This window comes from Streptomyces sp. Je 1-369, from assembly GCF_026810505.1.
Classification (GTDB): domain Bacteria; phylum Actinomycetota; class Actinomycetes; order Streptomycetales; family Streptomycetaceae; genus Streptomyces.
The window spans coordinates 6,079,832-6,093,718 of record NZ_CP101750.1 but is presented as its reverse complement, the minus strand read 5'-3'; the positions used below and the strand labels follow the sequence as shown (position 1 = coordinate 6,093,718).

The window sequence follows — 13,887 nt, the reverse complement described above, 5'->3', positions numbered from 1 at the left end:
GCCTGTCCCGCCCGCCCCGCCTTCATCTGCCGTACGCAGCATGCTTCTTGGAGGATCCGTGCTCGACCCCCTGCCCGGACCGCCGCGCCACGTCGGCCCGTACCGGCTGCTCGCCCTCATAGGTTCCGGCGGCATGGGCGAGGTCTATCTGGCCCGCGAGCGGCGACCCGGCGCGCCGCTCGTCGCGGTCAAGACCGTGCGGCCGGACCTGGACATCGACCGGGAGTTCCGGATCCGGTTCCGCCGGGAGATCGCGGCGGCGCGCGCGGTCTCGGGGCCCGGCACGGCGGCGCTGCTCGCCGGGGACGCGGACACCGAGGTGCCGTGGCTGGCGACCGAGTACGTCGCCGGGCCCTCGCTCGCCGACACGGTGGGCCGCTGCGGACCGCTGCCGGTCGACGCGGTGCGCGCGGTCGGCGCCGGACTCGCCCGCGCGCTGGCGTCCGTACACGCCGCGCAGGTCCTGCACCGGGACCTCAAGCCCGGCAACGTACTCCTCACCCCCGACGGTCCCACCCTCATCGACTTCGGCATCGCGCAGGCCTTCGACGCGACGGCGCTGACGACGGCGGGGATGGTCGTCGGCACGCCCGGTTTCATGGCGCCCGAGCAGCTGGAGGGCAGCCACGCCGTCGTGCCCGCGTCGGATGTCTTCACGCTGGGCGCGGTGCTCTGCTTCGCGGCGACGGGGCGCGGGCCGTTCGACGACCAGGAACTGGCCTCGGTGATCTTCCGCATCGCGCAGGGCGACGCGGACCTTTCGGCCGTTCCGGAGGGGCTGCGCGCGGTGATCGCGGAGTGTCTGAGCCCGGCGCCGGACGACCGGCCCACGGCGGCGGCGCTCGCGGAGCGCCTGACGGACGGTACCGGGCCGTCCGCCGTGCCGTGGCCCGCGCCGGTGCTCTCGCTCTTCGCCGAGCACCGGGAGGCGGTGACGCGGTGCGAACGGGCGGCGGGGCAGGGCGCGTTGTCCGGGGCGGCGTCGCTCACGGACGCGGCCACCGTCTCGGGGACGGAGCCCCCGCGAACCCCATCGGCCCCTGCGACACCCCGGCGCCGCACGTGGTGGATCGTCGCCGCCGCGGCGGTCGCGGCCGTGGTCACCGTCGCGGCGGTGCTGATACCGGAGGACGGCGACGGCGACGGCGACAACAGGGCGGACCGGAGCACCGGCGACCCGGGCCACAACAGCAGGGGCCCGTCCGGCTCCGGCTCCAAGACCCCCGCCCCCCGCGTCGTCCCCGAGTACGGAAACCCGGGCCACTCGGGCGAGTTCGGCGACGCGAAGTCCACCGCGTCCGTCCGCCCCGAGGGCTGGAAGCCCTGGTCCGTGCGGCGCCCGAAGGGCCTGGACGACAAGGGCAACGGCTGCGTCCTGGTCGGCTCGAAGCTCGTGTGCCGGGACGGCAAGGGCGCCGCCACCGCTCTCGACGCCGCGACCGGCGCCCACCGCTGGACGTCGCGCGGCTTCCCGGTCGCCTCCGACGACCTCCAGCTCATCCAGGAACTGCCGCCCGTGAGCGACGGCGAGCGCGTGTACGTGCCCAGTGAGCGCGGCACGATCGCGGTCGACCTGGCTTCCGGCACCGAGCGCTGGCGCGAGCCGACGGCGTCCGACACGTCCGTCATGGCCCTGTCGTACGCGGACGGGGTCGTCTACACCGCCGAGTTCGGCTTCGCGGACGAGACGGTGGGCCCGAGCCGCGCCCATGTCCGCGCGCGCCGCGCGAAGGACGGCCACGAGCTGTGGAAGTCGCCTCCGCTGCCCGCCAAGGTCCAGCACGCGCTGCTGGTCCAGGACGGCAAGGTGTACGCGGCCGTCGAGGGCAAGGGCGTCCTGACGCTCTCCACCACGGACGGCAGGATCACCCGCCGTGCCCCGAAGCAGTCCTGCTACGGGCTCCTCGCCCACCGCGGGTCGGTCCTGTGCTGGGACCACGGCACACCGGGCGTCCGCGAACTCGACCCCGCGAGTCTGGCCACCCGCCGCACGCTGGCGCCCGGACTGGAGCCCACGCTGCCACCGGTCGTGGGCGACGCGGACGTCCTCGTCGTGGCCACGGGGAACCCCGATCCCGACGCCCCGGTCACCCACACCATGTCGGCCTTCGACTGGCGCACCGGCGACCACCTGTGGCAGTACGGGGGCCCGCAGGACACCGTGTCCCTCGCCCTGGCGGGCGAGCGCGTGCTCGCCGTCGGACTGTTCGAGCTGTGGGGCCGCTCCACGGAGGAAGACGTCGACTCGTACCGCAGGAAGGACATCCCCCTGGCGAAGGGCCGGACGGAGTACGACGACCCACCGTCCCTGCGCTCCCCGCTCTATGCGGGCGGCGCCCTGTTCACCGCCACGGACGACGGAAGGATTCTCTCCGGCTACGCGCCGTAGCCGGGGCGGGCCAGGCGTAGCGGTTTCAGGCGTAACGGTGCCCGGGCCAGTGCGGATCGTCCCACCGGGAGTGGAGTTCGAGGCCGAGGATCCGTACGCGGTGCAGGAGGTCCTCGGACGCGCCGTGGGCGCGGAGGCGGGCCGGTGCGTGACGGACGAGCCAGGCGGAGAGCCGCTCGCGCTTCCGCTCGTCCTCCTCCCCCTCCTGCCAGGGGCTCCTGTCGCCGAGCAGTTCGTACTCCCACTCCGTCACGGCGAGGGCCAGGTGGCGGTCGGGGACGGGTCCCGTGAGGCGCTCCCATATGCCGAGCCACGGCTCCGGCGTGCCGGACGCCTCGGTGCACAGCGCGAAGATCTCGTGCGCGGGCTCGGGCGGATCCGGCTGTGTGAGGGTCCACGCCCACCAGGCGCGCAGGAACTCCTCCACGGCCGCGGCCCGCTCGGCGGGCCACTCCTGCCATGCGCCGTTCGCCAGGAAGTGTCCGACCTCCGCCATTCCGTGGAGCGGCGGTACGACCAGGCCGTACACGAGGTGCACGGCGAGCTGGGGCAGGATGCGACGCGTCATCGCGGGCTTGTCGCGCCAGTCGCAGACCTGCCAGGCGCGGGCCAGGAGTTCGGGGTCGAGCTCGACGCCCGGCACCCGCAGCAGCTCGACGTCCTCGTCGGGTCCCCAGTGGCAGTCGCACTGCGCCTCGTCGGGGTGGGCGGTCTCTCCGCGGAGGGTGACGGCGAGCCGTTCCAGGGCGGCATCGAGCCGCGGTCGCGCCGGCGGGCGGGGGTCGACGTACGTCATGACGTCTGCCTTCGAGTACTCCGGCGGCTGCCGCCTGCCGAAGAGCGCGACCTTACCCGACACGTCCCCGGCACGCCTCCGCAATCCGTCCGGCCCGTACCGTCACCGTCCGGTCAGCACCCGCACGGAATCCGTCATGGTCGTGGCGTCCGAATGAACAGTCATGCCCCCATCCGACCGCACGGGCGCGTCGCACACCGGCGTTTTTCGGACCTCTGCCTCGGTCGGCGGCGGCCTCCGTTCCGCCGCGTCGCGCCACGCGCTCTCGTGCCGCGGGGCGTATGCGTACGGTTCAACAAGCCATACGGCATATGCGAATTCGGTCCGGTCTTGCCATTCATGGCGAGGCCGGTCTTGCATGCGCCCTTACGCACTAGTAGTTAACAAAGCGCCGGATTGCCCACCCGAAGGGTGTGGGAAGGCTCCCCCGGTACGCACTCGGCCCCACCGGCCGGCACGCACCGCGGAACTTTCCCGAGCCCCCGTATCCGTGCAGCGGACAGGAGCGGTCAGCTATGCCTCTAGGCTCAACCCCGCCAAGCTCGCCCACGCGCACCACGCACCCCACACAGCTCGCACGACCCACGCACCCCACCATTCCCGTCCTGGACGTGCGCCCCGCCGTCCACGGCGGGCGAAAACCGGCGAAGGCGGTGCCGGGAGAGACGTTCCAGGTCACCGCCACCGTTTTCCGCGAAGGACACGAGGCGGTCGCCGCCAACGTCGTGCTGCGCGACCCCGAGGGACGCCCCGGCCCGTGGACCCCCATGCGGGAGCTCGCGCCGGGCACTGACCGGTGGGGCGCCGACGTGACGCCGGACGCCGAGGGTCGGTGGACCTACGCCGTGGAGGCGTGGGGCGATCCGGTCACGACCTGGCGCCACCACGCGCAGATCAAGATCCCCGCGGGCATCGACACCGATCTGGTGCTCGAGGAGGGCGCCCGGCTCCACGAGCGCGCCGCCACCGGCATACCCCGCGGCGAGCTGGCCGCCGCCGTCCTCGCCGCCTCCGCCGCACTGCGTGACACGGGCCGCTCACCGGCGGCCCGTCTTGCTGCCGCCCTCACCCCGGAGGTGCGGGCGGCCCTGGACCGCCATCCGCTGCGCGAACTCGTGACCCCATCCGAGGAGTTGCCGCTCCTCGTGGAGCGGGAGCGCGCGCTCTTCGGGTCCTGGTACGAGTTCTTCCCGCGGTCGGAGGGCGCCGTCGTCGAGGAGGGCGCGCCGCCCGTGTCGGGCACGTTCCGCACCGCCGCCGCAAGACTGCCCGCCATCGCCGAGATGGGCTTCGACGTCGTCTATCTGCCGCCGGTCCACCCCATCGGCACGACCTACCGCAAGGGGCCCAACAACTCCCTGTCGGTGGGGCCCGACGACGTGGGCGTGCCGTGGGCGATCGGTTCGCCGGAGGGCGGGCACGACGCCGTCCATCCGGATCTGGGCACGCTCGACGACTTCGACGCGTTCGTGCGCCGCGCCGCCGACCTGGGCCTCGAAGTCGCCCTGGACTTCGCGCTCCAGTGCTCCCCCGACCACCCGTGGGTGGAGAAGCACCCCGACTGGTTCCATCACAGGGCGGACGGCGCCATCGCGTACGCCGAGAATCCGCCGAAGAAGTACCAGGACATCTACCCGCTCGCCTTCGACAAGGACCTGCCGGGGCTCGTCGCGGAGACCGTACGGCTGCTGCGGTTCTGGATGGGGCACGGCGTACGTGTCTTCCGCGTCGACAACCCGCACACCAAGCCCGTCGTGTTCTGGGAGCAGGTGCTCGCGGACATCAACGGCACCGACCCCGACGTCATCTTCCTCGCCGAGGCGTTCACGCGGCCCGCGATGATGCGGACTCTCGCGGCCATCGGCTTCCAGCAGTCCTACACCTACTTCACATGGCGTAACGGAAAGGACGAACTCACCGAATACCTCACCGAGTTGTCGCGCGAGACCGCGCACTTCCTGCGTCCCAACTTCTTCGTGAACACCCCCGACATCCTGCACGGCTACCTCCAGGACGGCGGCCGCCCCGCCTTCGAGGTACGGGCCGTGCTCGCCGCCACGCTGTCGCCGACGTGGGGTGTCTACAGCGGTTTCGAGTTGTGCGAGAACACTGCCGTCCGGCGCGGGAGCGAGGAGTATCTGGACTCGGAGAAGTACCAACTGAGGCCCCGCGACTGGGATTCGGCCGCGCGGCGGGGCGACACGATCGCCCCGTTGATCACCGCGCTCAACCGCGTCCGGCGCGCGAGCCCCGCCCTGCGGCAACTCCGTGACCTGCACTTCCACGAGACGGACCAGGAGGCGGTGATCGCGTACTCGAAGAAGGCCGTCGACGAGCACGGTTCGAACATTGTTCTGGTGGTCGCGAACCTCGACCCTCACCACACCCAGGAGGCGACGGTCTCGTTGGACATGCCGCAACTCGGCCTCGAATGGCACGAGTCGGTGCCGGTGCGCGACGAGCTCACCGGCGAGACCTACCACTGGGGCAGGGCCAACTACGTGCGCCTGGAACCCGGCCGCACGCCCGCGCACCTCTTCACGGTCCTGCGACCGTCCTCACCGTTGATCGGAGGGTCACCCACACCATGATCGTCAACGAGCCCGTCCAGGACACCTTCGAGGACACACCGGCCAAGGACCGCGACCCCGAATGGTTCAAACGCGCCGTCTTCTACGAAGTCCTCGTCCGCTCCTTCCAGGACAGCAACGGCGACGGCATCGGCGACCTCAAAGGCATCACCGCCAAACTCGACTACCTCCAATGGCTCGGCGTCGACTGCCTCTGGCTCCCGCCCTTCTTCAAATCCCCGCTGCGCGACGGCGGATACGACGTCTCCGACTACACCGCAGTCCTCCCCGAATTCGGCGACCTCGCCGACTTCGTCGAATTCGTCGACTCCGCCCACCAACGCGGCATGCGCGTCATCATCGACTTCGTCATGAACCACACCAGCGACCAGCACCCGTGGTTCCAGGCCTCGCGCACCGACCCCGAAGGCCCCTACGGCGACTACTACGTCTGGGCCGACGACGACAAGCAGTACCAGGACGCCCGCATCATCTTCGTCGACACCGAAGCCTCCAACTGGACCTTCGACCCCGTCCGCAAGCAGTACTTCTGGCACCGCTTCTTCTCCCACCAGCCCGACCTCAACTACGAGAACCCCGCCGTCCAGGAAGAGATCATCTCCGCCCTGCGCTTCTGGCTCGACCTCGGCATCGACGGCTTCCGCCTCGACGCCGTCCCCTACCTCTTCGCCGAAGAGGGCACCAACTGCGAAAATCTCCCCCGCTCCCACGCCTTCCTGCAACGCGTCCGCGCCGAGATCGACGCCCACTATCCGGACACCGTTCTTCTTGCCGAGGCCAATCAGTGGCCCGAGGACGTCGTCGACTACTTCGGCGACTTCCAGAACGGCGGGGACGAATGCCACATGGCATTCCACTTCCCCGTCATGCCCCGCATCTTCATGGCCGTACGCCGTGAATCCCGCTACCCCGTCTCGGAAATCCTCGCCAAGACCCCCGCCATCCCCTCCGGCTGCCAGTGGGGCATCTTCCTGCGCAACCACGACGAACTGACCCTGGAAATGGTCACCGACGAAGAGCGCGACTACATGTACGCGGAATACGCCAAGGACCCGCGCATGCGCGCCAACATCGGCATCCGCCGACGGCTCGCCCCGCTCCTGGACAACGACCGCAACCAGATCGAACTCTTCACCGCACTCCTGCTCTCCCTGCCCGGCTCGCCGATCCTCTACTACGGCGACGAGATCGGCATGGGCGACAACATCTGGCTCGGCGACCGCGACGCCGTCCGCACCCCCATGCAATGGACCCCCGACCGCAACGCGGGATTCTCGTCCTGCGACCCCGGGCGGCTCTACCTCCCCACGATCATGGACCCGGTCTACGGCTACCAGGTCACCAACGTCGAAGCCTCCATGTCGTCACCGTCCTCCCTGCTCCACTGGACACGCCGCATGATCGAGATCCGCAAGCAGAACCCGGCGTTCGGACTCGGCTCGTACACCGAACTCCCCTCGTCCAACGCGGCGGTGCTCGCCTTCCTGCGGGAAGCGCCGCCGAGCGAGACCGACGAGGACGAGGGCGACGACCTGGTGCTGTGCGTGCACAACTTCTCGCGCTTCGCCCAGCCCACCGAACTGGATCTCCAGACCTTCGAGGGACGCCACCCCGTCGAGCTCATCGGCGGCGTGCGCTTTCCGGCCATCGGTGAGCTGCCGTACCTCCTGACCCTCGCGGGACACGGGTTCTACTGGTTCCGGTTGCGCAAGGAACCGGCGTAGGCTCCGGCAGCGCGACGCCCTCGCGGGGCGGTTTCCCCCGCCCCGCCCTGGGCACTCCTACGCAACGACCGGCACCCCCATCCGCACCACCGGCACTCCCGCACCCTGCCTCGTCCGCGACGCGGAAAGGACGCGACGCCATGTCGGAAGCCGCCATCCGCCCCGGTGCGCACGCCTCGGCGCTGCTCGCCCCGCTCGACCCGCTGCTGCGCGCATGGCTGCCCCGGCAGCGGTGGTTCGCCGGGCAGGGCCGTCCCGTCACCGCCCTTGAAGCGGTGTCGGTGACCGAGCTCCTGCCGCGCAGCTCACCATCAGGCCTGCTGCACCTCCTCGTCCGGGTCCGTCGGCCGCCGGCGCCCCCACAGGACGCCGGACTCGACGGATCCCTCGCCGAACACCTCACCGACTGCTACCAGTTGCTGCTCGGCGTGCGCCGCACGCTGCCCCCGCACCTGGCCCACGCGATGATCGGGCACATCACCGAAGGCCCGCTCAGGGGCCACACCGTGTACGACGCGCTGCACGACCCGCGGCTCACCGGACTCCTCCTGGAACGGCTCCGAATACCCGGACGGCACGGAGTCCTCCGCTTCGAGCGCGACATGGGCGTCGACATCCCCTCCGGCCTCGCCCCGCGCCTGCTCACCTCCGAACAGTCCAACTCCTCGCTCGTGTACGGCGATACGCTCATCCTCAAGCTGTTCCGCCGCGTCGTACCCGGTCTCAACCCCGACCTCGAACTGCCGCTGCGGCTCGCCGCGGAGGGCTGCGCCCGGGTGCCCGCGCCCGCCGCGTGGTTCCTCGCCGACCTGGATCCGGGGGCGTCCGCGCCGGAGGAGAGCTGCCACCTCGGGGTGCTCCAGCCGTATCTGGCCGGGGCCGACGACGGCTGGGAGCTCGCCCTGCGGATGCGTGACAAGGGTGAGTCCTTCACCGGCGAGGCGCGAGCCCTCGGCCGCGCCACCGCGGAGGTCCACGCGGCCCTCGCCGCCGCGCTGCCGACCGTCACGCTGGGCCGGGCACAGGTGGAGCTGGTCGCCGACGCCATGGCGGAGCGCCTCACCGCCGCGGCGCAGGCGGTCCCCGCACTGCGGCCCTACGCCCCCGGGCTGCTCACCGCCTACGAGGCGCTGGCCGACCTCGGCGGTGAGGGGCAGGCGTGGACGGCCCAGCGCGTCCACGGCGACCTGCACCTCGGCCAGTGCCTGCGCTCCCCGGACGGCGAGTGGTCGCTCATAGACTTCGAGGGCGAACCCGCGCGGCCGCTCGCGGAACGTCGCCTCCCCCAGCCGCCGGCCCGCGACGTGGCGGGCATGCTGCGCTCCTTCGACTACGCCGCGTCCCACGGCACCTGGTCGCCCGAGTGGGCCGAGGAGTGCCGGGCCGCGTACTGCGCGGGGTACGCGGAGGCGGCGGGCCGCGACCCGCGTACGGATCCCGTGCTGTTGCGCGCCCACGAGACCGACAAGGCGGTCTACGAAGTCCTCTACGAGGCCCGCCACCGCCCCGACTGGCTGCCGGTCCCGCTGGCCGCGGTGCGCCGCCTCGCCGCGGACGGTCCCGCCGACGAAGCCCACTGACCACCCCTCCGGAGGAGGCCTCTCCCGTGTCCCCGCGCCCCCGCAAACCGTCCGACGAAGCCGCCGCTCCCATCCCACCGGCCACTCCGGCCACTCCGGCCCCGAAGCGTGCGGCGACCGGGAAGACGCCGAAGGCGGCGAAGCCCGCGAAGACCACGCAGACCACGCAGACCACCAGGAGCGCGAAGAAGCCCCCGGCCACCAAGCCTTCCGTCCCCACGCCCGCCGTACCCGCCGAATCCGCCGTACCCGCTGTCACCGACTCCCCCGTCCCCGAAAGCGACCGCGTCCGGCTCCTGAGCGGGACCCACCACGACCCGCACGGCGTCCTCGGCGCGCACTCCGTGCCCGGCGGCACGGCCTTCCGGGCGCTGCGGCCCTACGCGAAGGGGGTCGCGGTCGTCGCCGACGGGCTCCGTGCCGAGCTGCGCGACGACGGCGACGGCTTCTTCTCCGCGGTGCTCCCGCTGCGGGCCGTGCCCGAGGACTACCGGCTCCACGTCACGTACGAGGACACGGACCTCGAGATCCACGACGCGTACTCGTTCCTGCCTTCGCTCGGCGAGTTCGACCTGCATCTGATCGGGGAGGGGCGGCACGAGCGGCTGTGGGAGGCGCTGGGCGCGCGGCTCATGACGCACCAGGGCGCGACCGGGACGCGGTTCACGGTGTGGGCGCCCAACGCGCGGGGGGTGCGGATCGTCGGAGGCTTCAACTTCTGGGACGGCGTCGGTTTCCCGATGCGTTCGCTGGGCGGCAGCGGCGTGTGGGAGCTGTTCGTGCCGTCCGTGGGCGAGGGCGAGCTGTACAAGTTCGAGATCACCCGCCCCGACGGTTCGATGACGCAGCGCGCCGACCCGCTGGCGCGCCGCACGGAGGCGCCGCCCGCGAACTCCTCGGTGGTGCACGAGTCGCGCCACGAGTGGCACGACCAGGAGTGGCTGGACAGGCGGGCCGAGGTGCCGGTCCATGAGGCGCCCTTCTCCGTCTACGAGGTCCATCTCGCGTCGTGGCGCCCCGGTCTGACGTACCGCCAGCTCGCCGAGCAGCTGCCCGCGTACGTATCGGACCTCGGGTTCACGCACGTCGAGCTGATGCCCGTGGCCGAGCACCCCTTCGGCGGCTCGTGGGGCTACCAGGTGACCGGCTTCTACGCGCCGACCGCCCGCCTCGGCACGCCCGACGACTTCAAGTTCCTCGTCGACGCGCTGCACCGGGCGGGCATCGGTGTCCTGATGGACTGGGTGCCCGCGCACTTCCCGCGCGACGACTGGGCGCTCGCCGAGTTCGACGGCCGCCCGCTGTACGAGCACGAGGACCCGGCCCGCTCCGCGCACCCCGACTGGGGGACGCTGGAGTTCGACTACGGCCGCAAGGAAGTACGCAACTTCCTGGTCGCCAACGCCAGTTACTGGTGCGAGGAGTTCCACATCGACGGCCTGCGCGTCGACGCCGTGGCCTCCATGCTCTACCTCGACTACTCGCGCGAGGACGGCGAGTGGACACCGAACGCGCACGGCGGGCGCGAGAACCTCGACGCCGTCGCCTTCCTCCAGGAGATGAACGCCACCGTCTACCGCCGCTCCCCCGGCGTCGTCACCATCGCCGAGGAGTCCACGGCCTGGGACGGCGTCACCCGGGCCACGCACCACCAGGGACCCGGCGGCTTCGGCGGCCTCGGCTTCGGCCTGAAGTGGAACATGGGCTGGATGCACGACTCCCTCGACTACGTCTCCAAGGAGCCGGTGCACCGCAAGTACCACCACAACGAGATGACGTTCTCGATGGTGTACGCGTACAGCGAGAACTACGTCCTGCCGATCTCCCACGACGAGGTCGTCCACGGCAAGCGGTCGCTGGTGTCGAAGATGCCGGGCGACTGGTGGCAGCAGCGCGCCAACCAGCGCGCGTACCTCGGCTTCATGTGGGCCCATCCCGGCAAGCAACTCATCTTCATGGGGCAGGAGTTCGCACAGGGCGCCGAGTGGTCGGAGAGCCACGGCCCGGACTGGTGGCTGCTCGACCCGGCGTACGGCGCGGAGCCCGACCACCGGGGGATGCGGGACCTGGTCCGCGAGCTGAACACGGTCTACCGGCGCGAGGGCGCCCTGTGGCAGCGCGACACGGACCCCGGCGGCTTCGCCTGGGTGGACGGCGACGCGGCCGAGGACAACGTCTTCGCGTTCCTCCGCTTCCCCGCCGGGTACGGCGCGGCGTCGGAGGGCCGTCCGCTCCTCTCCGTCTCGAACTTCTCACCGGTCGTCCGGCACGGCTACCCCCTGGGCGTGCCGGACGAGTTCGCCGCGTGGCAGGAGGTGCTGAACACGGACGAGGCCCGCTTCGGCGGCGGGGACGTCACCAACCCCGACCCGCTCAAGCCGGCCCCGACCCCGTCCCACGGCCGCCCCGTGTCCCTGCGCCTGACCCTGCCGCCGCTGGCTACGGTGTGGCTCCGACCTGTTTGAGCGCGACGGGCAGCTCCTGCGCGTACAGGACGCCGAGGCGCTGCGTGGCCCGGGTCAGGGCCACGTACAGGTCGCTCGTCCCGTACCGCGCGGGCTCCACGACCAGGACCGTGTCGAACTCCAGGCCCTTCGCCTGACGCGGGTCGATCAGGACGACCGGCCGCGTCAGGTCCGGGGCCTGCCCGGCCGTCACCCCGGGCAGCTCTGCGGCGAGCTCCTGATGGAGCTCGCGAGGGGCGATCACCGCGAGGCGGCCCTCGGCCCCGGCCTCGGCGGCGACCGCCTCGGCCACGGAGGCGGCGAGGTCGCCGGTACGGCGCGCCCAGGGACGTACGCCCGTGGAGCGCACCGAGCTCGGCGGCATGAAGTCGGGCCGCTCCTGGCGCGGCACCTCCGCCGCCACGTCCATGATCTCCACGGGCGTGCGGTAGTTCACACCGAGCCGGGCGTACTCCCAGCGGTCCTCGACGTACGGCGCGAGGATGCTGTCCCACGAGCCGCAGCCGCCCGCCTCCGCGGTCTGCGCCGGGTCGCCGACAAGCGTCATGGAGCGGGTCGGGCAGCGCCGCATGAGCAGCCGCCAGGCCATCGCGGAGAGCTCCTGCGCCTCGTCGACGATGATGTGCCCGAACGCCCAGGTGCGGTCGGCGGCCGCGCGCTCGGCGGCGCTGCGGTGGTCGGCCTCCTCCTGGCGTTCGGCCATGCGCTCCGCGTCGATGATGTTGTGCGCGAGCAGGACCTCGGCGTCGTCCTCGTCCTTGTCCTCGAACTCGTACGTCCGTGAGGCGCGCGAGACGTCGAGGACGCCCTGCGCGTAGGCGATCTGCTTCGCCCGCTCCGCCTCGGAAGCGGCCCGCGCGGCGCTGTCGTCGTGGCCGAGCAGTTCGGCGGCCTCGTCGAGGAGCGGGACGTCGGCGGCGGTCCAGGGCGCGTCGTACGGCCTGCGGACGGCGTCCGCGTCCCGCGCGGAAAGCCCCGTCGGCTCCTCGAGGAAATCGGCGAGGAAGCGCTGCGGGGTGAGCGTCGGCCACAGCTCCTCGATGGCGGCGTGCACCTCCGCGCTGGCGGCGACGCCCTTGCCGAGCTGGGCGATGTCGTCGGGGCCCAGGAAGTTCGGGCCGCCGTACGGGTCGTGGCCGATGCGCTCGGCGAGTTGCGCGGTCAGCTCGTCGATGACGCGGAAGGCGAAGTGCGGGCGGCCGAGGTTGTGCGGCACGTCGGCGGCGCGGGCCGCCTCGCGGGCCTGGTCGGCGATCGTCCAGTCCAGGATGAGGTCGCCGTCGTCGTGCTCGATGACGATCGGTTCGCCCGGCTCGGGGGTCCGCTGCCGGTCGCGCACGGCCGCCGCGAGGACGTCCGCCATCTCCGCGCGGCCCTTGACCTCGGCTGCCTCGGGGCTGTCGGTGCCGGTCGCGGTGACGCCGGGGAAGAGCTCGCCGACCGTCGAGAGCAGCACGCCGGTCTCGCCGAGGGCGGGCAGGACCTCGCCGATGTAGCCGAGGAACGCCGGGTTGGGGCCGACGATCAGGACGGCGCGCTTGGCGAGCAGCTCGCGGTGGGCGTAGAGGAGGAACGCGGCCCGGTGCAGTGCCACGACGGTCTTGCCCGTCCCCGGGCCGCCCTCGACGACGAGGACGCCGCGGTGCGGGGCGCGGATGATGCGGTCCTGCTCGGCCTGGATGGTCTGCACGATGTCGTGCATGCGGCCGGTGCGGGCCGAGTCGAGGGCGGCGAGCAGCACCTCGTCGGCGTCGGCGCCCTCGTGGCCGGTGCGGGTCGTGTCGCTGAGGTCGAGGAGCTCGTCGTGCAGGGCGGTGACCTCACGGCCCTCGGTGGTGATGTGCCGGCGTCTGCGCAGGCCCATCGGGGTGTGGCCCGTCGCGAGATAGAAGGGGCGTGCGACATCGGCACGCCAATCGATCACGAGCGGGGTGCGTTCGATGTCGGACGCGCGGATTCCGATGCGTCCGATGTGGTGATCCCGGCCGTCGCGGAATTCGAGCCTCCCGAAGCACAGGCCGTTCTCCCCCGCGTCGAAGGCGGCGAGCAGCCCGGACCGCTCCGCGACCAGCACGTCCCGCTCAAGGCGCGCCTGGAGACCGTTGCCGACCTGCGACAACGACGCCTGCACGGCGGACTCGGCCTCCTCGCGCAGCGCGTCCAGGCGTGCGTACAGCCCGGAGACGAATTGCTGCTCTTCACGCAATTCCTCGGTTGACAATTCAGCCCCTCGCCAGTTACAGTGTTCTTATTGAACTTCTCGTGAAGCCGCCACGCTTGAATGTCACAGCAAATGCGCAGAGCTTCGCGAAAGAATCCAATATACGCAGAGAATCGCCCCG

7 protein-coding genes are annotated in these 13,887 nt (G+C 71.7%); 5 read left to right on the top strand and 2 right to left on the bottom strand.

The window, feature by feature from the left end:
* Positions 1 to 40 precede the first annotated feature (40 nt).
* Positions 41 to 2,389 carry a protein kinase domain-containing protein gene (locus tag NOO62_RS27770; RefSeq protein WP_268773552.1) on the top strand — a complete coding sequence of 783 codons (2,349 nt, stop codon included), beginning with the start codon at positions 41 to 43 and terminating at the stop codon, positions 2,387 to 2,389.
* Between the two features lie 25 nt (positions 2,390 to 2,414).
* On the opposite strand, the gene NOO62_RS27765 is transcribed toward NOO62_RS27770, so the two are convergent.
* Positions 2,415 to 3,248: a hypothetical protein gene (locus NOO62_RS27765; protein WP_321170613.1), complete on the bottom strand. Its 834-nt coding sequence runs from the start codon at positions 3,246 to 3,248 to the stop codon at positions 2,415 to 2,417.
* Between the two features lie 452 nt (positions 3,249 to 3,700).
* Here NOO62_RS27765 and NOO62_RS27760 point away from each other — a divergent pair, with 452 nt between their 5' ends.
* The 4 genes from NOO62_RS27760 (at position 3,701) to glgB (ending at position 11,545) form a co-directional block, all read left to right on the top strand.
* Entirely contained in the window at positions 3,701 to 5,776 is a 2,076-nt protein-coding gene (locus NOO62_RS27760) for an alpha-1,4-glucan--maltose-1-phosphate maltosyltransferase (RefSeq protein WP_268773551.1), read from the top strand.
* Positions 5,773 to 7,500, top strand: coding sequence for a maltose alpha-D-glucosyltransferase (treS, locus tag NOO62_RS27755; RefSeq protein ID WP_268773550.1), 1,728 nt, complete (start codon positions 5,773 to 5,775; stop codon positions 7,498 to 7,500). Before NOO62_RS27760 ends, treS begins: the two co-directional genes overlap by 4 nt.
* A 140-nt stretch (positions 7,501 to 7,640) precedes the next feature.
* A complete protein-coding gene (locus NOO62_RS27750; RefSeq protein WP_268773549.1) occupies positions 7,641 to 9,080 on the top strand; it encodes a maltokinase N-terminal cap-like domain-containing protein in 1,440 nt (479 codons plus the stop codon).
* A gap of 71 nt (positions 9,081 to 9,151) precedes the next feature.
* Positions 9,152 to 11,545, top strand: coding sequence for a 1,4-alpha-glucan branching enzyme (glgB, locus tag NOO62_RS27745; protein ID WP_268775813.1), 2,394 nt, complete (start codon positions 9,152 to 9,154; stop codon positions 11,543 to 11,545).
* Here glgB and NOO62_RS27740 read toward each other — a convergent pair.
* Complete coding sequence (locus NOO62_RS27740) at positions 11,520 to 13,766, bottom strand: HelD family protein (protein ID WP_268773548.1); 2,247 nt, start codon at positions 13,764 to 13,766, stop codon at positions 11,520 to 11,522. The two genes, glgB and NOO62_RS27740, sit on opposite strands and share 26 nt — an antisense overlap.
* Positions 13,767 to 13,887 lie beyond the last annotated feature (121 nt).